At 71.9% G+C, this 18,236-nt stretch carries 18 protein-coding genes; all 18 read right to left on the bottom strand.

The window, feature by feature from the left end:
* Positions 1-406 precede the first annotated feature (406 nt).
* Positions 407-1,276: a tyrosine recombinase XerC gene (locus DVR05_RS00755; protein ID WP_232831906.1), complete on the bottom strand. Its 870-nt coding sequence runs from the start codon at positions 1,274-1,276 to the stop codon at positions 407-409.
* 2 nt (positions 1,277-1,278) lie between these two features.
* Positions 1,279-1,632 (bottom strand): RidA family protein, encoded by a 354-nt coding sequence (locus DVR05_RS00750; RefSeq protein WP_116243959.1) that lies wholly within the window; start codon positions 1,630-1,632, stop codon positions 1,279-1,281.
* Between the two features lie 55 nt (positions 1,633-1,687).
* Positions 1,688-2,851: a DNA-processing protein DprA gene (locus tag DVR05_RS00745; protein WP_232831905.1), complete on the bottom strand. Its 1,164-nt coding sequence runs from the start codon at positions 2,849-2,851 to the stop codon at positions 1,688-1,690.
* A gap of 243 nt (positions 2,852-3,094) precedes the next feature.
* A complete protein-coding gene (locus tag DVR05_RS00740) occupies positions 3,095-4,618 on the bottom strand; it encodes a YifB family Mg chelatase-like AAA ATPase (protein ID WP_116243817.1) in 1,524 nt (507 codons plus the stop codon).
* Positions 4,618-4,983 carry a YraN family protein gene (locus DVR05_RS00735; RefSeq protein ID WP_116243816.1) on the bottom strand — a complete coding sequence of 122 codons (366 nt, stop codon included), beginning with the start codon at positions 4,981-4,983 and terminating at the stop codon, positions 4,618-4,620. Before DVR05_RS00735 ends, DVR05_RS00740 begins: the two co-directional genes overlap by 1 nt.
* A gap of 110 nt (positions 4,984-5,093) precedes the next feature.
* Positions 5,094-5,420 (bottom strand): DUF2469 domain-containing protein, encoded by a 327-nt coding sequence (locus tag DVR05_RS00730; protein ID WP_116243815.1) that lies wholly within the window; start codon positions 5,418-5,420, stop codon positions 5,094-5,096.
* Positions 5,421-5,684: 264 nt separating this feature from the next.
* Complete coding sequence (lepB, locus tag DVR05_RS00725; RefSeq protein WP_116243814.1) at positions 5,685-6,557, bottom strand: signal peptidase I; 873 nt, start codon at positions 6,555-6,557, stop codon at positions 5,685-5,687.
* 73 nt (positions 6,558-6,630) lie between these two features.
* Positions 6,631-6,990, bottom strand: coding sequence for a 50S ribosomal protein L19 (gene rplS, locus DVR05_RS00720; protein WP_116243813.1), 360 nt, complete (start codon positions 6,988-6,990; stop codon positions 6,631-6,633).
* Positions 6,991-7,165: 175 nt separating this feature from the next.
* Positions 7,166-7,945, bottom strand: a complete 780-nt coding sequence (trmD, locus tag DVR05_RS00715) for a tRNA (guanosine(37)-N1)-methyltransferase TrmD (protein WP_116243812.1) — start codon at positions 7,943-7,945, stop codon at positions 7,166-7,168.
* An 11-nt stretch (positions 7,946-7,956) separates the two neighbouring features.
* Positions 7,957-8,469, bottom strand: coding sequence for a ribosome maturation factor RimM (gene rimM / locus DVR05_RS00710; RefSeq protein WP_116243811.1), 513 nt, complete (start codon positions 8,467-8,469; stop codon positions 7,957-7,959).
* A gap of 119 nt (positions 8,470-8,588) precedes the next feature.
* Entirely contained in the window at positions 8,589-8,831 is a 243-nt protein-coding gene (locus DVR05_RS00705; RefSeq protein ID WP_017598215.1) for an RNA-binding protein, read from the bottom strand.
* Between the two features lies 1 nt (position 8,832).
* Positions 8,833-9,291 (bottom strand): 30S ribosomal protein S16, encoded by a 459-nt coding sequence (rpsP, locus tag DVR05_RS00700; protein ID WP_116243810.1) that lies wholly within the window; start codon positions 9,289-9,291, stop codon positions 8,833-8,835.
* A 274-nt stretch (positions 9,292-9,565) separates the two neighbouring features.
* Positions 9,566-11,164, bottom strand: a complete 1,599-nt coding sequence (ffh, locus tag DVR05_RS00695; protein WP_116243809.1) for a signal recognition particle protein — start codon at positions 11,162-11,164, stop codon at positions 9,566-9,568.
* A gap of 71 nt (positions 11,165-11,235) precedes the next feature.
* Complete coding sequence (locus tag DVR05_RS00690) at positions 11,236-12,474, bottom strand: hypothetical protein (RefSeq protein WP_116243808.1); 1,239 nt, start codon at positions 12,472-12,474, stop codon at positions 11,236-11,238.
* A gap of 398 nt (positions 12,475-12,872) precedes the next feature.
* Positions 12,873-14,204 carry an ammonium transporter gene (locus DVR05_RS00685; RefSeq protein WP_116243807.1) on the bottom strand — a complete coding sequence of 444 codons (1,332 nt, stop codon included), beginning with the start codon at positions 14,202-14,204 and terminating at the stop codon, positions 12,873-12,875.
* A 641-nt stretch (positions 14,205-14,845) separates the two neighbouring features.
* Positions 14,846-16,027 carry a signal recognition particle-docking protein FtsY gene (gene ftsY, locus DVR05_RS00680; RefSeq protein WP_116243806.1) on the bottom strand — a complete coding sequence of 394 codons (1,182 nt, stop codon included), beginning with the start codon at positions 16,025-16,027 and terminating at the stop codon, positions 14,846-14,848.
* 61 nt (positions 16,028-16,088) lie between these two features.
* Positions 16,089-17,090 carry an iron ABC transporter permease gene (locus tag DVR05_RS00675; protein WP_116243958.1) on the bottom strand — a complete coding sequence of 334 codons (1,002 nt, stop codon included), beginning with the start codon at positions 17,088-17,090 and terminating at the stop codon, positions 16,089-16,091.
* Positions 17,091-17,192: 102 nt separating this feature from the next.
* Positions 17,193-18,134 carry an ABC transporter substrate-binding protein gene (locus DVR05_RS00670; protein ID WP_116243805.1) on the bottom strand — a complete coding sequence of 314 codons (942 nt, stop codon included), beginning with the start codon at positions 18,132-18,134 and terminating at the stop codon, positions 17,193-17,195.
* Between the last annotated feature and the right edge of the window lie 102 nt (positions 18,135-18,236).

Genomic DNA, 18,236 nt, shown 5'->3' with positions numbered 1-18,236 from the left:
GGCCGCCCCCGGCGACACCCCGCCGGGGGGATCCGACGCCGAACCGGGAACAGAGCCCGGCCTGAGGGAAAAACGAGATCACCCTCGAACAGCCCGAACGGAGGGAGAACCCCGCAGCCACGGTCGAGACCGCCACGGCATGGCGGTTCATCGACACCCGCACCGAGCACCACGAAGAACAGTGCGGAGAAAACATCGACAACCACCGGGGGGAAACGACGACGGCAGCGCGTCGGAACGCTGGTCGAACGGGGAGGACACGTGTGAACGCCTCCGACCCGCACGCATCGCGACGGCGGCCCTGGTGGCGGTGCCGACGGCGATCGGCGGGTCGGTCGGGGTGACCGCGCTGGCCTTCCGTCGACGGCTCGCCACACCCGTGGCGGAGAGGGACAGCGAAGAGTAGTCAGGCGCGGGGGTGGGCCCGCCGGTAGGTGTCGCGGAGCCGCTCCACGGACACGTGCGTGTACACCTGGGTGCTGCGGGGACTGGCGTGGCCCAGGAACTCCTGCACACTGCGTAGGTCGGCACCGCCGTTGAGCAGGTGGGTGGCGGCGCTGTGCCGCAGACCGTGCGGGCCGCTGTCCACCCCGGCGGCGCTCAGGTGGGCGTGGACGTCCTCCCTGGCCTGGCGCACCCCCAGACGGCCGCCCCTCGCACCGAGGAACACCGCCGCTCCGCTGGCCCCGGTGGCCAGTTCGGGCCGTCCCTCGGCGAGCCAGGCGTCCAGCGCGTCGAGGGCGGGCGCGCCCACGGGTACCGTGCGCTCCTTGTCCCCCTTGCCCACCGCACGCACCGTGTTCCGCTCGCGGTCCACGTCCTCCAGGTCGAGGGCGCACAGCTCCGCCACCCGAACCCCCGTGGCGTAGAGCATCTCCACCACGGCGTGACGGCGCAGCCCGACCGGGGACTCAGCGGGCGCCCGGGAGAGCGCCTCGGCTGCCTGACGCTCGTCCAGCACCGTCGGCAGCGACCTGTGCTGGGCGGGACCGGCCAGGCGCGGACCGGGGTCGGTGGCCAGGACGCCCTCGCGGTGCAGGAACCGGGTGAAGGCCCGCACTGCGGCCACCCGGCGCGCGATCGTGGCCCGGCTCGCCCCGGCGTCGCGGGCCCGCGACAGCCAGGCGCGCACCAGCGGTACGTCCAGCTCCGCCACCTCGTGCCCGGTCTCCTCCAGGTGGGCCAGGAGCGAGCGCAGGTCGGCGAGGTAACCGCGCACCGTGTGCGGTGACCGGCCGAGCTCACCGGACAGGTGGGCGGCGAAGGGCTCCAGCACCGTCACCTCCGGGGAAGGCAGGCGACGGCGTCGATCTCCAGCAGGTAACTCGGGTTGATCAGACCGCTGACCTCCACCAGGGTCGCGGCCGGGCGGTGGTCTCCGGGAAGGCAGGACAGGACGGCGGGACGGAACTCGTCGAGGTCGGTGATGTGGCGCAGGTAGTAGGTGAGCTTCACCACGTGGGTGAGGTCGGCGCCGTGCCGGGCGAGGACCGCCTCGATGTTGCGGAAGACCTGGCGGGTCTGTCCCGTCACGTCCCCGGCGACGCTCCCGTCGGGAGCCTGCGGGATCTGCCCGGAGACGAACAGGAGGGGACCATCGGCCACAAGGGCGTCGCTGTACGTGGAAGCCATGACATTGACCGTACCCGGACCACTGCGGCGGAATCCGGCGGCGAACGGGTGCACCTCATCGCGGAGTCCGCCAGCCGGCGGCGCAGCGCTCCACGTACCCCGCCGCCGCGAGCAGCCCCAGGGACCGCATGGCCTGTTCCAGCGTGGCGCCGCTGTGCGCGGCGATCGTCGCGGTTCCCGCCCCGGCCCGCGGTACGGCCTCCAGCACCCGCGCCGTCCCGGGGTCGAGGTCGGCCGCCACCCGCAGCGGGCCGGGACCCGGGGGCTCGTCGTCGAGGGGCACCACCTGGGCGAGCACGTCGTCGGCGCAGGTGACGCAGCCCGCCTGCCAGTCACGGAGCAGGATGTGGCAGCCGACCGACATCGCCGACGTCACCGGTCCCGGCACCGCCATGAGTGTCCGGTGCATCTCCACGGCGTGCGAGGCGGTGTTCAACGCCCCGCTGCGTCGCCCGGCCTCCACCACCACGGTTCCGGGCGTGAGCGCCGCGATCAGCCGGTTGCGCACCAGGAAGTCGGGGGCGCGGGGGGCGGCTCCCACGGGCCGCTCGCTGACCAGGACGCCGCTCCTGGCCACGTCCGCGAACAGGCCCGCGTGCCCCTTCGGGTAGTCCACGTCCAGCCCGCAGGCCAACACGACCACGGTGTTGCCCACCGCGTGCGCCGCCCGGTGCGCCGCCCCGTCGATGCCGTACGCGCCCCCGGAGACCACCACGACCGAGCGCGCGGCCAGGTCGTAGGAGAGTTCCGCGGCGACGTGCTCGCCGTAGGCGGTCGCGGCCCGGGCGCCCACCACGGCCACCGACCGCAGGCACAGGTTGCGCAGGTCGCCCCGGCCGCGTACCCACAGGCCGTGCGACCGGCTGCCGCCGGGCAGGTCCAGGGCGTCGAGCCGTCCCGGCCACTCCGGATCGCCCGGGACCACGAACCGGACCCCGGCCTCGGCGGAGGCGCTCAACAGGGCGTCGGCGTCCACCGTCGCGGCCCGGCGGCTCCACCGCTCCCAGCGCCGCCGCAGCCGGTCCCGGGTGATCGGATCGGCCCCGGTGGTGCTCGCCACCTTCGGCGGCGGCGCGCCCCCCGTCAGTTCCGCCCACACCCGGTCCGCACCGTGGTCGGCGAGCATCTCCCCCACCCACGGCTCCCCCGGCGGCACCACGGCCGTCAGACAGGCCCGCGCCCGGGCGTCCGCCTCCTCGTCCCCGTCCCGTCCAGCCACCGGTTCCTCCTTCCGCACCGTCGCACCCCCGGTTCCCCGACGGTCGTGTCCGCCCGCCCGCGCGTCTCCTGTCCCCCAACGCATCCCGTGGGCTCCTCGTGTCGCCGCACACACGTCGACCACCCCTGACGTGGCGCCGCCCGGGCTCCCGCCGTGTTCGGATCCCGGTTCCGTCTCCGCGCGACGTCCCGTGCCCCTCGTCTCCACGGCCCCCGGCCCGGGGGCCGCGTCCCGACGGCCGCCTCACCACGCTCGCCCCGACCAGAGTGCGAAGGCGTAGGCGGTCTCCTCCTCGCCGGGACGGTCCCGTTCGGCGAGGTCGGCCAGGGTCCAGGCGACCCGTAGCGCCCGGTCGACGCCCCGGGCGCTGATCTGGCCCCGGTCCATGGCTCCGCCGAGCACCCGCAGCGCCGCCGGTTCCACCGGGAACTCCCGGCGCAGCCGCGCCCCCGGAATCTGCGCGTTGGTGGTCCACGGTGTGTGTGACAGCCGTGCCGCCGCGCGGGCCCGTGCCTTCTCCACCCGCGCCGCCACGACCGCGGAGGACTCGGCGAACGCCCGGTCCGCGAGGAGTTCGGCCCGGGCCACCGGCTGGAGTTCCACCTTGAGGTCGACCCGGTCGAGCAGGGGTCCGGAGAGCCGGGACATGTACCTGCGGCGCTCGCCCGGCGGGCAGGTGCACAGGGATCCGGGTTTGGCGCAGGGACACGGGTTGGCCGCCATCACGAGCTGGAAGCGGGCGGGCAGGACCACCGTGGCCGAGGCCCGGGCCAGGACGACCTCGCCCCGCTCCAGAGGTTCGCGCAGCGAGTCCAGGACGCCCCTGCTGAACTGTGGGGCCTCGTCCACGAAGAGCACACCGTGGTGGGCCTTGGAGGCCCGACCGGGGGTGGGGTGCCCGCTGCCGCCGCCGATGATCGACGCGCGGCTGGCCGAGTGGTGCGGCGCGGCGAAGGGTGGGGAGGTGATCAGCGGCGCTCCCCGCGGCAGACTGCCCGCCACCGAGTGGATCGCCGTCGCTTCCAACGCCTGGGCCGGGGTCAGCCGGGGCAACACCGTGGGCAGCCGTTCGGCCAGCAGGCTCTTGCCCGTCCCCGGCGGCCCCAGCATCATGAGGTTGTGCCCTCCGGCGGCCGCGATCTCCACGGCCCTGCGCGCCACCGGCTGCCCGAGCACGTCGGCCAGGTCCAGACCGGGGTTCTCGGCGGTGGTCGCGGGCGACCCGGACGGGTCGTCGGGCTCCTCGATGGGATCGCCGCCGCGCAGCCAGTGGCACACGTCGGCCAGCGTGTCCACCGCCCGCACCTCGACCCCGGGCACGAGCCGGGCCTCGTCGGCGTTGCCGCGCGCGACGACGAAGCGGCCGTGGCCCCGGTCCACCGCCGCCACGACGGCGGGGAGCACACCGCGTACGGGCCGGGCGCGCCCGTCCAGACCCAGTTCGGCGATGAGGACCGTGTCGACCAGACGGTCCATCGGCACCTCGCCCGAGGCGGCCAGGACGGCACCGGCGATGGCGAGGTCGAAGAGGCTCCCGGACTTGGGCAGGCTGGCCGGGGAGAGGCTGATGGTGATCTGACCGCTGGGCCAGCGCTCCCCGCTGTTGACCACGGCCGCGCGAATCCTGTCCCGGGCCTCCCGCAGGGCGGCGTCGGGCAGCCCGACCAGGGTCACCCCGGGGTTGCCGCCGCCCAGGTGGACCTCCACCTCCACGACGTACCCCTGGACTCCGACCAGGGTGACGCAGTGAGCGCGTCCGAACGACATCAGCCCATCCCCCGTTCGTGGGAGACGAACACACGACCGCCGGTCACCAGAACGCCGACACCGTCCACACGCAGTGGCCGTGCGGGGGCGCGATGTCGGGCAGCCCAGGCCGCGCCGAGTCGGCGCAAACGACGCCGTCTGGCCGGGGTGAGGGCCTCGACCGGATGGCCGAACCGGACGGAGGTGCGGGTCTTGACCTCGACGACGACCAGGGTGCGACCGTCCCGGGCGACGATGTCGATCTCCCCGACCGGGACCCGCCAGTTGCGGTCGAGTACCCGCATCCCGGACCGTTCGAGGAAGACCACCGCCAGGTCCTCGCCGCGGCCACCCAACGCGCGACGGTACACGGCCCGCTCGTCCATCGCCGATCACCTCCCGTTACCACGGTCGGTGATCGGCGGTCAGCACGCCAGAGGATGTTGTTCGGTTGTGGACAACCCCGCGGCGGTCGGTCCCGCCGCCGGTCAGGGGGTCAGGACGCGCCGCCCTCGGTTGGAGGCACCTCCAGGTCCGCCTTGGTGATCTCCTCGACGTTGACGTCCTTGAACGTCACCACGCGCACGTTGCGGACGAACCGGGCGGGGCGGTACATGTCCCAGACCCAGGCGTCCTCCATCACTACTTCGAAGTACATCTCCCCGTTCTCGGTGGAACGCGGTTGGAGGTCGACGTGGTTGGTGAGGTAGAACCGGCGTTCGGTCTCCACCACGTAGCTGAACAGCCCGACGACGTCCCGGTACTCGCGATAGAGCTGGAGCTCCATCTCGGCCTCGTACTTCTCCAGGTCCTCAGAACTCATCCACGCGCTCGCTTTCGTCGCACTCTCCGGTCGTTTCGACCCCCTGTCCCATGGACACCACCGGTCCCCGGCTTGTTCCCGCCGGGACGGCGGACCCACGGACGGGCGACGTGAGGACGACCCCGAACCCATCATGCGCCACGGAACGCCCCCGTGTACCCCAGCGGGAGGATTTCCTTCACCGATCGGTCACCGGGGACGCGTCCGGCGGACGTCGTACCGCCGTCCGCACGTCACACCCCGTCCTCCCCGAGCGGCCGCGCGTCAGCCGTCCGCGGCGTTGAGTTCCTCGAAGGTCTCCGGGACGCTCAGCGAACCGAACTGGTCGAACGGCCAGATGATCACGAAGGCGCGCCCCTCCACACGGTCGATCGGGACCGCGCCGCCGCCCGGGTCGTTCTGGTGGGAGCGGGAGTCGACGGAGATCGCTCGGTGGTCGCCCATCAGCCACAGGTGTCCCTCCGGCACCTCGATCGGGCCGAACTCGGTGTGGCTCTCCACGCTGCCCGGGAAGAGGTAGTCCTCCTCCAGGGGCACCCCGTTGACCATGATCCGGTTCTGCTCGTCGCAGCACTCGACCACGTCACCCGGGAGGCCGATCACCCGCTTGATGTACTCCCTGCCGGTCGGAGCCGCCCCCAGTTGCTGCTGCACCCACGTGAACGCGGCGGAGACCGGGTTGGTCGGCTCGGGAACCCGAACGCTGCTGGGGTCGTCCCAGGAGTCCTCACCGTTGAAGACGACGACCTCGCCGCGCTCGATGTCGCGGATCTCGTAGACGACCTTGTTGACGAGCACCCGGTCACCCACGAGGAGGGTGTTCTCCATCGAACCGGAGGGGATGTAGAAGGCCTGCATGACCCAGGTCCTGATCACGAAGGCCAGCACGACGGCGATGACGATCAGGATGGGGAGTTCCTTCCAGAACGACCCCTGTTTCTCGCTGTCCTTGGACTTGGCCATATCGCCGTCCGCCCCCTTCTCCTGCTCCGGACCGTCGCCGGCGGAGACACGACTGGCTCCCGAGTGGTCGTGCACTCGGGAGCCAGTGTCGGAGCCGTGCTCCTCCGGGCCCGGTCGGGCGGAATCCTCGTCCTGGACCCCGTCCTCGACGCGGTCCCTGTCGTCTTTGCTCATCGCCCGAAGCCTATCCTGCCTCCCTCCGGGAGGCGGTGAGGTTACGGGGAGAGCCGCGCCGGGAACGCCGGGACTACTTGGCGGCGGGCTCGCGGCGCTCGCGGATACGGGCCGCCTTCCCGCGCAGGTCGCGCAGGTAGTACAGCTTGGCGCGACGCACGCGGCCGCGGGCGACGACCTCGTACTTCTCCACGGCCGGGGTGTGGATGGGGAAGGTGCGCTCCACGCCCACGCCGTAGCTCACCTTGCGGATGGTGAAGGTCTCACGGTTGCCCGAGCCCTGGCGGCGGATGACCACGCCCTTGAAGACCTGGACACGGGTCCGGTTGCCCTCGGTCACGCGCACGTGAACGTTGAGCGTGTCACCGGGGCGGAACTCCGGGACGTCGGTGCGAAGCTGAGCCTTCTCGAGCTCCTGAATGGCGGTGTGCATCTCGCGAATCCTCATCGGTAGCGCTCCGCGTCCTGTCCCCGGCTCCGTGGCCGGGAAGGGGTGCGCGGGCGAGGGCCCTCATGGGTCTGACTGTCGTACCGCCCGGGTGACCGTCACAGAGGCCGACGTCGTGCCGCCGGCATGCGGATGCGGCCGATCACCAAGGGGAACTCACCTAGTTTGCCACAGGTTGGCCGTCCTCCCGAACGTCCTCCTCCGCGAGAACCTCCCGGTCACGCCGGTCCAGGCGCTCCTCCGGAGTGGCCGCCACCAGGTCCGGACGGTTCCGCGCGGTCTTGCGCAGCGCCTGGTCCCGGCGCCAGCGGTCGACGGCGCCGTGGTTGCCCGACAGCAGGACCGGCGGCACCTCCTGGCCGCGCCACTCGGCGGGCTTGGTGTAGACGGGGCCCTCGACGAGGTGCTCCATCCCGCCCGAGGCGAAGGAGTCCTGCACCGCCGACTCCGTGTTCCCGAGCACCCCGGGCAGCAGCCGGGTGATCGCCTCGACCATGACCAGGGTGGCCGACTCGCCCCCGTTGAGGACGTAGTCGCCGATGCTCAGCTCCTCGACCGGCATCCGTTTGGCGGCGTCCACCGCCACGCGCGCGTCGATCCCCTCGTAGCGTCCGCACCCGAAGACCAGCCGCTCCTCCCCGGCGAGCCGCTCGGCGTCGGCCTGGCGGAACGGCCGTCCGCTCGGGGTCGGCAGGATCAGCCGTGCGGTCCCCTCCCCCACGACCTCGTCGAGCGCCTCACCCCACGGTTCGGGCTTCATCACCATGCCGGGGCCACCGCCGTACGGGGTGTCGTCGACGGTGTTGTGCCGGTCGTGGGTCCAGGAGCGCAGGTCGTGGACCCGGACGTCGAGCAGACCGGCGGCGCGCGCCTTGCCGATCAGCGACAGGTCCAGGGGGGCGAAGTAGTCGGGGAAGATGCTGATGATGTCGATGCGCATGGGGCGCCCCTTCACTCGGCGAGATCGAGCAGGCCGTCGGGCGGGTCGATGACGAGTCGGCCCGCGGCCACGTCGACCTCGGGAACCAGGGCGGACACGAACGGGACGAGGAGTTCCCGCCCGTCCGTGGTCGCGACGACCAGGACGTCCTGCGCGTGGTGGAGCACGTCCTCCACCCGGCCGACGGGGTCGCCGTCGGTGGTCACCACGTCCAGGTCGATGAGCTCGTGGTCGTGGAACTCGTCGGGGTCGTCGATCGGGGCGACGTCGGCGGAGTCCACCAGCAGGGTGGTTCCGCGCAGTCTCTCGGCGGCGTCCCGGTCCGTGACGCCCTCGAAGCGCACGAGCAGTTTCCCGCTGTGGCGGCGGGTGGCGGCCACGCGCAGGGGGCCCGGGTCGGCGGGGTCGGTGGTGAGCACGGAACCCACCGCGAAGCGTTCCGCGGGGTCGTCGGTGCGCACGTCGACCGCGACGTCACCGCGCACACCGTGCGCACGACCGATCCGGCCCACAACGAGCTGCATGGAGCTCCGTCCCTCCCTGGGATCCGGCCCGCACGGGGCCGGGACGACGGTGCCCGGGGACGGACCCCGGGCATGACTGTGGGGCGCCGACCGGTCCGGTCGGCGCCCCGTGAGGCGTGTCAGCGCACCTCGTGCAGGTCCAACAGGTCCACACGGACGTAGCGGCCCCCGGCGAGGGAACCGATCACGGTCCGCAGGGCCTTGGCGGTGCGGCCGTTGCGGCCGATCACCTTGCCAAGGTCGTCGGGGTGGACCCGGACCTCCAGGACTTTGCCCTTGCGGAGCCTCCTGGCCCGCACCTGGACGTCGTCGGAGTTCGCGACGATCCCCTTCACGAGGTGCTCAAGCGCCTCTTCCAGCACGTCAGGCCTCGCCCTCGGACTTCTCCGTCTCGGCGGCCTCGGCGGGCTTCTCAGCCGCCTTGTCCGCCTTCTTCTCGGACTTCTTGGCCTTGCCCTTGGCCTCGCCGCCGGGGAGCACGAGCTCCTTCAGCGCGGCCTGGAAGGCGGCCTCCTTGGCCTCCGGGTCCTTGGCCTCGGCGACCTGGAGCGGAGCCGGGGCGGGCAGGCCCTTGAACTTCTGCCAGTCACCGGTCTTGCGCAGGAGGACCTTCACCGCGTCGGACGGCTGGGCGCCCACGGACAGCCAGTACTGGACCCGCTCGGAGTTGACCTCGATGAGGCTCGGGTGCTCCTTGGGGTGGTACTTGCCGATCTCCTCGATCGCCTTGCCGTCACGCTTGTTGCGGGCGTCGGCGACGATGATGCGGTACTGGGGCGTACGGATCTTGCCCATACGCTTGAGCTTCAGTTTGACAGCCACTGGAGTGGTCTTCTCCCGATTAACGGTGTTAGGCGCCCGGCGACGAACCACGTGGGGCTGTGGCACCCGCCTGGGCAGACGTGGGCGGCGGGCGAGTTAGAGGGCTGGCCAGCCACCGTTAGTCGACTACTCATTGTGCCAGACGCCGACGGGTTCCTTGGACAGGACACCGGGCGCGTATCGTCACACCCCCGACGCACGTGCGGCCCGCCCCGGGACTCGGATTCCGGGGCGGGCCGCACGCCGCGAACCCCGTCGCGGGTCGCGGCTACCTCTACTTCTTCTTCGGCAGCTTGAAGTTCGACAGGTCCGGCATGTTCGGGCCGCCGAGACCGGGCGGGAGCGTCGGCTGGCCGGCCCCGCCGCCGAGGCCCGGAGGCAGCTGCGGCATGGTCTGGCCGCCCTCCTCCTGGCGGCGCTGGCGCTGCGCGGCGCGCTCGGCCTCCTGCTGGCGGGCCTTCATCGGGTTGCCGCTGCGCTGCTTGCCCTTCTTCGCCTTCTTGCCCTGGGCCTTGGCCTTCTTGCGGTTGCCGCCGCCCATGCCCGGCATCCCGGGCATCCCGGGCATGCCACCGTTCTTCATCTTGCGCATCATCTTCTGCGCCTCGAAGAACCGGGTGACCAGACCGTTGACGTCGCTGACCTGGGTGCCCGAACCGTTGGCGATGCGCAGACGGCGCGAGCCGTTGATCATCTTCGGGTTGGCGCGCTCGGCGGGCGTCATCGACTGGATGATGGCCTGGATGCGGTCCAGGTCCTTGTCGTCGATGCTGTCGATCTGGTCGCGCATCTGCCCCATGCCCGGCATCATGCCGAGCAGGTTCCCGATCGGGCCGAGCTTGCGGACCATCGACATCTGCTGGAGGAAGTCGTCCAGCGTGAAGTCCTCGTCCGAGGCGATGGTCGAGGCCATCTTCTCGACCTCGGCCTCGTCGAAGGTGCGCTGCGCCTGCTCGATGAGGGTGAGGACGTCACCCATGTCCAGGATGCGCGAGGCCATCCGGTCCGGGTGGAAGAGGTCGAAGTCCTCCAGCTTCTCACCCGTGGAGGCGAACATGATCGGGCGGCCGGTGATGTGCCGGATGGACAGCGCGGCGCCACCGCGCGCGTCACCGTCGAGCTTGGTGAGCGCGACCGCGTCGTAGCCGACCCCGTCGAGGAAGGCCTGGGCGGTGTTGACCGCGTCCTGACCGATCATCGCGTCGACGACGAACAGGATCTCGTCGGGCGTGACCGCGTCCCGGATGTCCGCGGCCTGCTGCATCATCTCGCTGTCCACACCGAGGCGGCCCGCGGTGTCGATGATGACCACGTTGTGGTTGTTGCGCCGCGCGTGCTCGACGGAGTCGCGGGCGACCTGGACGGGGTCGCCGACCCCGTTGCCCGGTTCGGGGGCGAACACGGGCGTCCCGGCGCGCTCCCCGACCACCTGGAGCTGGGTGACCGCGTTGGGGCGCTGGAGGTCGGCGGCGACCAGCAGCGGCGTGTTGCGTTCGCCGGCCAGCCACTTGGCGAGCTTGCCCGCCAGGGTGGTCTTACCGGCGCCCTGGAGGCCCGCGAGCATGATGACGGTGGGCGGGTTCTTCGCGAACCGGATCTGCCGCGTCTCGCCACCGAGGATCTCGACCAGTTCCTCGTTGACGATCTTGATGACCTGCTGCGCCGGGTTGAGGGCCTTGGAGACCTCCTCGCCCCGCGCGCGCTCCTTGATCCGCGCGATGAACTCGCGTACCACCGGAAGCGCGACGTCCGCCTCCAGGAGGGCGAGACGGATCTCCCGCGCGGTCGCGTTGATGTCCTCCTCCGACAGGCGACCCTTGCCGCGCAGCGAGGAGAAGACCGATGTCAGCCGGTCGGAAAGCGTCTCGAACACGAGTGTGGCCAGTCCTTCGTCTCGGAATTGGTCTCCTAGGTTACCTGCCCTCGGCCACCCTGGGCCGAGGCTCAGTTCCCGGAGTCCTCCGTCTCCTCGGCGGACTCCCCGTCCGTCGCCTCGCCGCTCTCCTCGTCGTCGGCGCCGCCGGACAGCGTCGCCTCGCGCTGCTCGCCCAGGGCCGCCAGGACGCTCTCCTGTTCCTCATCGGTCATGCCGCGGGTGGAGAGCTGGGCCGAACCGTCCACCGAACGCTCCTCCTCGCCGCTGTCCGAGCTCTGGGAGTTGTTGTAGTCGGCGCTGCACGACAGCTCCAGCGCGCCGCCGGCCTCCAGGGTGCCGGAGTCGCTGCACCGCTGCTCGCCGAGCTCGTCGTTGCTGAAGGTCACGTCCATCCGGACCAGGACGCTGCCACCGTCGGCGCCGCCCGCGTCGTGGGCGGTCCCCGACCACGTGCAGTTGGGTCCCTCCCCGCAGGACATGTCCGGCTCACCCTGCCAGGCCACCTCGATACGGGCGTCCCGGGAACCGGTGAGCTCCTCCTCGACCGTGGCGACCAGACCGTCGTAGAGCTCCGTCACCGCGGACTGGTCGGCCCGGGCCAGGTCGAACCGCACCTGGGGTCCGCTCTCGGCTCCCTCGGGAACGAGTTCCTCGATGGCGATGCGCTGGATCTGGCGGGTCTCGGCGTTGATCCACACCTGGTCGCGCTCACCCGCCAGGTCGATCCGGTAGGCCAGGGCGCCGTCGAGGTTCTCCTCGATCGCGTCCTCCTCCTCGATCTCCAGCCCGCCCAGGATCTCGGCCAGGACCGGTGGGGCGAGGACGGCGCCGGGCTCGATCCCGACCTGGCCGGCGGAGGTGCGCACCCAGTTGTCCTCGAAGTCGTCGAAGTCCGGGCCGACGACCCCCCGGTCCAGCCAGAAGTCCTCCGTGGCGCGGACGTAGGTGCGGCCGTCGACGTCGATGATCTCGCCCTCGATGCCGTGGGCCCGGATGGTGCCGCTGGTCGCGCCGCCGTCGGCCACCGTCAGGGAGGCGTCCTGCACGTCCTCGCCGACGCTCCGCGCCACCTGCCCGGTCGCCGTGAGCGCCGGATAGTCGGCCAGGTCCGCGAGGGCCTCCTCCAGGAGGGGGGCCGCGGCCACCGACTCGGTGGGCTCGGGGCTGGGCTCCTCCTCGCCCCCTCCCCCCGGGAGGAGGTCGCTGATGGTCGAGCAACCGGTCAGACCGAGCACGACGGCCGTGCCCGCCGCGGCGAACACGCTGCGACCGCTCCTGCGACCCCTGTTGTGACTGACCGGCGCCATCTTGCCTCCTGACCCCGACGGACGGGGCGCTCTACGAATACGCGTGGATCCTTGGGAAGGGGGACCGTCGACGCGTGTCCCGTCCCTGGCGTGGGATGCGGCTCCGCGGCCCGCGGCCAGCGCCCGGCGCGTTCAGGGCCGGGGTGCGGGGCCGTCCTCCGTGTCCCGGCCGTCTCCTCGAGCGGGTTCCCACGGTTGCTCCGGCGCTGCCGCCGCATCGCCTTGAAGGGTATCCAACCGGGACGCGCGCCTCGGCCAGTCCCGGCCCGGCCGTCGGTCGCAGGAGGGCGCACGGCCCGGGGACGACGGGACGGAGCCGACGGGGATCACTCCCCGCCGGCTCCTGGGATCACCTCACCGCGTCGAGCGGCGCAAGTCCCCTGACCTCAGCGTCGAGGCTAGGCCTTGGCCTGCGGTGAGGCCGTCTCCTCACCCGGAGGCGTCGGCGAGGAGACCGCTCCTTCCAGCTCGTCGAGTTCCTCGAAGGCGTAGGCGGACTCGGCGTGCAGCTCGTGGTCGAGGCCGTTGGTCTCGACCTCCTCCGGGATCCGGAAGCCCATGACGAGGTCGATGACCTTGGCGATGATCCAGGTGACGACGAAGGAGTAGACGATGGTGGCGACCACGGCGATCAGCTGGACGGCCAGCAGGTCGACACCGCCGCCGTAGAGGAGGCCGTCGGCGCCGCTGGCGGCCGAGGCGGCGACGAGACCGATCATCAGCGAACCGATGACACCGCCGACCAGGTGGACGCCGACGACGTCGAGCGCGTCGTCGTACTTGAACTTGAACTTCCAGCTGATGGCGTAGGCGCACAGGGCACCGGAGACCAGGCCGACCGCGATGGCGCCCATCGGGGTGACGTCGGCGGCGGCGGGCGTGATCGCGACCAGGCCGGCGACGGCGCCGGAGGCGAACCCGAGCGCGCTGGCCTTGCCGTAGCGCAGCTTCTCGACGAGCATCCAGGCGATGATCGCGGCGGCCGTGGCGACCTGGGTGTTGACCAGGGCGAGGGCGGCGGTGGCGTCGGCGGCGTAGGCCGAACCGGCGTTGAAGCCGAACCAGCCGAACCACAGCAGGGCGGCGCCCAGCAGGACGAAGGGCAGGTTGTGGGGGCGCATGGACTCGACGCCGAAGCCCTTGCGGCGGCCGAGGACGACGGTCAGGGCCAGGGCGGCGGCACCGGCGTTGATGTGGACGGCGGTACCGCCCGCGAAGTCGATGACGCCCGCGTCGCCGATGCCGATCAGCTCGAACCAGCCACCGCCCCAGACCCAGTGGGCGACGGGGAAGTAGGCGAGCAGGGCCCAGAGGGGCACGAAGATCAGCCAGGCGCCGAACTTGGCGCGGTCGGCGATGGCGCCGCTGATGAGGGCCACGGTGATGACCGCGAACATCATCTGGAACCCGGCGTCGACGAGGAGCGGGTAACCGCCGCTGCCGTCGTCGGCCGCGGGCTCGATCTCACCGATGAGGCTGGTGAGGCCGACGTAGTCGAAGCCGCCGATGAAGTGGTTGAGCGCTCCGGGCCCCTCGGCGTAGGTCAGCGAGTGCCCGACGAGCACCCACAGGACACTGACGATGGCGATGCTCGCGAAGCTCATGAGCATCATGTTGAGCACGCTCTTGGCCCGTGACATGCCTCCGTAGAAGAAGGCCAGGCCCGGGGTCATGAGCATCACCAGCGCGGCGCTGACCAGCAGCCACGTGGTGTTGCCAGAGTCAATCATTTCGTCGCCTCCGTAGGACGGACGGGGGATGGTCATGCAGGGGCGGCGTCAGCGAGCGCATCATCGGGCCGTGCGGATCACCACGGACGCCACTGTCCGACCTGGGTGTTTCTCGTCCTGGGCCGACATGTTGCGCGCGTGTAAAAGGACAGTCAGGAGTGTTAAGGAGCCGTGAACCGACGGATCGTTCCACGCGAACGATCGCGTGCCGGCACGAACCCGCCACCGCGTGGCACACATACGGCGACGAACTGAGCGCACTTCGTGACATATCGGAGCGATCTCACGACGGTAACGAACCTCACGACAGGTCGTTCGCCCCGGTGTTGCGATCGGGTTTCCGCGACATGACGCCGGTCACACCCCCGGACACGACGAAGGCCGGGCCCCGCTCGGGGTGCCCGGCCGCTCGGAGTTCGGGACAGTCACCCCAGGGGGCGCCGTCCGGGCGCCGACGGGGTTACGCACGACGAGGCGAGCCGCGTGGCGGGGAACGCGCCAGGAGGAGGGCTGCGCCGTAGGCGTCGGTCGAGGGTGGTGGAGGGCGACGGGCGGGCGCCGCCGAGGAGGGTGGGGAATCCCCGCCTTCGGGGCGCCCGAACCCGGGCCGAAGCGAAGCGGAGGCCCGGGGCAGGCACCGCTCAGTCCGCGGCGAGGATGGCGTCCACGAAGACCTCGGGGTCGAAGGGGGCGAGGTCGTCGGGCCCCTCGCCCAGTCCGACGAGTTTGACGGGCACACCCAGCTCGCGCTGGACCTGCACGATGATGCCCCCCTTGGCGGTGCCGTCCAGCTTGGTCAGCGCGATCCCGGTCACGTTGACGACCTCGGCGAACACGCGCGCCTGGCGCAGTCCGTTCTGGCCGGTGGTCGCGTCCAGGACCAGCAGAACCTCGTCCACCTGCGACTTCTTCTCGACGACCCGCTTGACCTTGCCCAGCTCGTCCATGAGGCCGGTCTTGGTGTGCAGGCGTCCGGCGGTGTCGATGATCACCGTGTCCGCACCGTCGTCGATCCCCCGGGAGACGGCGTCGAAGGCGACGCTGGCCGGGTCCGCGCCCTCCTCCTTGCGCACGACCGGGGCGCCCACCCGGCCGCCCCACGTCTGGAGCTGCTCGGTGGCGGCGGCGCGGAAGGTGTCGGCCGCGCCGAGCACGACGCTGCGGCCGTCCCCCACCAGCACACGGGCGAGCTTGCCCGTGGTCGTGGTCTTGCCGGTGCCGTTGACGCCCACGACCATGATCACGGCGGGGCGGTCCCCGTGCGGCTCGGTGCGCACCGTGCGGTCGGTGTCCGCGCCGATCTGGTTGAGCAGCTCCTCGCGGAGCATGGCGCGCACCTCGTCGGTGTCGCGGGTGCCGAGCACCTTCACCCGCGTGCGCAGGTGGTCGACGATCTGGGCGGCCGACGTCACACCGATGTCGGCGGTGATGAGCGTGTCCTCGATCTCCTCCCACGTGTCCTCGTCGAGGGTGTCGGAGGACAGCAGGTTGAGCAGCCCCTGACCGAAGGAGCTCTGCGAGCGGGCGAGCCGGGCGCGCAGGCGCACCATCCGACCCGCGGACGGCGGGGGCGTCTCCAGCTCCGGCTCGGCGGGCTTGACGGCCTCCTCCACGGGAGGCGCCTGCGCCGGGGGCGTGGCGACCGCCTCGGCGCTCCGGTCGCGGTCCTCCGCGGGAGCCGCGGTCGGGGGCTCACCGGTGACCTCGGGTGTGGTCTCCTCCTTGCCCGGCGCGACCGAGCGTCGGGACGTGACCAGGAAGGATCCGCCGATCACCAGGAGCGCGACGACGATGATCAGGATTGCGAGCAAGGTGTAGTCCATAGCGGCTCCAGTATCCCAGAGCGTTCACCGTGGTCGTCGGGCCGCCCGTCGGCGGGGCGCGTCAGGTGGTCCGGTGGCGGGTGGTGCGCAGGATGAGGAGGAAGAAGGGCGCTCCGAGGAAGGCGGTGACCACGCCGAGGGGGAGCTCCGCCGGGGCCACGATCGTGCGGGCGACGATGTCGACCACGACCATGAACGCGCCGCCGAGGAACACGGTCACCGGGAGGATCGCCCGGTAGTTGGCGCCGACGAGACGGCGTACGACGTGCGGTACGACGATCCCGACGAAGCCGATCAGCCCGCTCACCGCCACGGCGGCGGCCGTGGCCAGCGACGCGGCGCCGATGACGACCACGCGCACCACCGCCGGGTTGAGCCCGAGGCTCATCGCCTTCTCGTCGCCCAGGGCGAGCATGTCCAGCAGGTAGCCGCACAGGAGCAGGACGAGCAGGGAGACCACCGCGTAGGGGGCGACCAGCCGGACGTCGTCCCACCCCTCGCGGCCGAGCCCGCCGAGCAGCCAGGAGAAGATCCTGCGGAGCTGGTCCGCGCCGATCTGCTGGACGAGCGTCTGCGCGGCGGACAGGAAGGACGACACCGCCACGCCCGCCAGCACGAGGGAGGCGGTTCCCCCTCCTCCCGCGGTCGATCCCAGCGCGTAGGCCGCCGCCACCCCCAGCAGGGCGCCGACGAAGGCCGCCGCGGGGACCAGTGACCGGGGTGTGTCGGTCAGCTCCTGGCCGAAGACCATGACGAGGGTCGCTCCGAGCCCGGCGCCCGCTGCGGCGCCGAGCAGGTAGGGGTCGGCCAGGGGGTTGCGGAACACCCCCTGGTAGGCGCCGCCCGCGGTGGCCAGGAGCGCGCCGACGACGGCTCCCATGACCACCCGGGGCAGGCGGAGTTCGACCAGCAGCGCCGCCTGCCGGTCGGTCAGCGGGCTCTCGACCCGCGGTGCGACGAGGCTGAGCAGGTGGCGGACGATGCCGGCCGCGGAGATGTCCGCCGCGCCCGCCGTGACGCCGAGGAGGACGGAGGCGACGAGCAGCGCGGCGCCGCCCGCCAGCCACCCGAGGGGGAGGCCGAGGGGGCGCCCCGCGACGGGGCGGGTCGTCGGCGGCCGACGCCCCTCGCCCGCGGACGCCTTCGGCCCGGCCTCGCCCCGCACCTACGCGCCGGCGTTCTCGATCACGGCCGCGCCGACCGCCTCGGCGAAGTCGACCACGCGCGGACCCCAGCGGGAGGCGATGTCCTCGTCGAGCTGGATGACGGCGTCGTTGCGGACCGCGGTGACCGTGTCGAAGGCGGGCCGCTCGGCGACCGCGCTGACGGCGTCCGCACCGCCGTAGGACAGGAAGATCAGGTCCGGGTTCTGCTCGACGACGAACTCCTGGGACAGCTGCGGGTAACCGCCCGAGGTGCCGTCGTCGGCCTCGTCGGCGATGTTGACCAGGCCGAAGGAGGAGTAGATCTGGCCGACGAAGGTGTCGGAGGTGGCGGAGTAGAGGGTGTCGTCGAGCTCCTGGTAGAAGGTGAGGTCGGTCTCGCCGACCTCGGCCCGTACGTTCTCGACGACCTCGTTGAACTCGGTCTCGACGCGGTCGGCCTCGGCGTCGGCCTCCTCGGACATGCCGGTGGCGTCGCCGAGCAGGCGGATCTGGTCGTAGACGTCCGCCATGTCGGTGGCGGCGTCCATCGTCAGGACCGGGACGTCGACGGCCTCCAGCTGCGGGACGGTGTCCTCGGCGCTGCGGGCCAGGATGACCAGGTCGGGGTCGTACTCGACGATCGCCTCGACGCTGGGGGTGAACCCGCTGAGGTCGGTGGTGGGCGCCTCGGGCGGGTAGTCGGAGTACTCGTCGGCCGCCTCGACCAGGTCACCGGCGCCGATGGCGAAGAGCATCTCGGTGTGGCTGGGCGACAGGGAGACGATCCGCTCCGGCGCCTCCTCCAGGGTGACCTCGCCGAGCGCGTCGGTGAGGGTGACCGGGAAGGCGCCGTCATCGGCCGGCGCGGAGTCCTGGTCGGTCTCGGAGGCCGGGCCGCCGCACGCGGTGAGGGCGAGCGCGGCGCCGAGGAGTGCGAGGGGAAGTCTGCGTGCGATCCGCACTGTGCTCCTTGGGTCGGGCAGGGGGAAGGGGAGCACGGCCCAGGGGGACGGCCGGTCCTTCCCACGAGGACGGTTGCGTCGGTGCGGGCGAGGCGACCTGGC

Origin of the sequence: Nocardiopsis sp. FIRDI 009, from assembly GCF_003386285.1 — a bacterium.
In the GTDB taxonomy this organism is placed as follows: Bacteria; Actinomycetota; Actinomycetes; order Streptosporangiales; family Streptosporangiaceae; genus Nocardiopsis.
Note: the sequence above shows the minus strand (reverse complement) of the source record. Positions and strands in the feature narration are given on the sequence as shown.

Bases quoted from the DNA above. Each gene is read 5' to 3' on its own strand.
- DVR05_RS00750 (WP_116243959.1), bottom strand. From the start codon at position 1,632: ATGGCTTCCACGTACAGCGACGCCCTTGTGGCCGATGGTCCCCTCCTG.
- DVR05_RS00740 (WP_116243817.1), bottom strand. From the start codon at position 4,618: ATGTCGTTCGGACGCGCTCACTGCGTCACCCTGGTCGGAGTCCAGGGG.
- DVR05_RS00735 (WP_116243816.1), bottom strand. From the start codon at position 4,983: ATGGACGAGCGGGCCGTGTACCGTCGCGCGTTGGGTGGCCGCGGCGAG.
- DVR05_RS00730 (WP_116243815.1), bottom strand. From the start codon at position 5,420: ATGAGTTCTGAGGACCTGGAGAAGTACGAGGCCGAGATGGAGCTCCAG.
- lepB (WP_116243814.1), bottom strand. From the start codon at position 6,557: ATGAGCAAAGACGACAGGGACCGCGTCGAGGACGGGGTCCAGGACGAG.
- rplS (WP_116243813.1), bottom strand. From the start codon at position 6,990: ATGCACACCGCCATTCAGGAGCTCGAGAAGGCTCAGCTTCGCACCGAC.
- trmD (WP_116243812.1), bottom strand. From the start codon at position 7,945: ATGCGCATCGACATCATCAGCATCTTCCCCGACTACTTCGCCCCCCTG.
- rimM (WP_116243811.1), bottom strand. From the start codon at position 8,469: ATGCAGCTCGTTGTGGGCCGGATCGGTCGTGCGCACGGTGTGCGCGGT.
- DVR05_RS00690 (WP_116243808.1), bottom strand. From the start codon at position 12,474: ATGGCGCCGGTCAGTCACAACAGGGGTCGCAGGAGCGGTCGCAGCGTG.
- DVR05_RS00685 (WP_116243807.1), bottom strand. From the start codon at position 14,204: ATGATTGACTCTGGCAACACCACGTGGCTGCTGGTCAGCGCCGCGCTG.
- ftsY (WP_116243806.1), bottom strand. From the start codon at position 16,027: ATGGACTACACCTTGCTCGCAATCCTGATCATCGTCGTCGCGCTCCTG.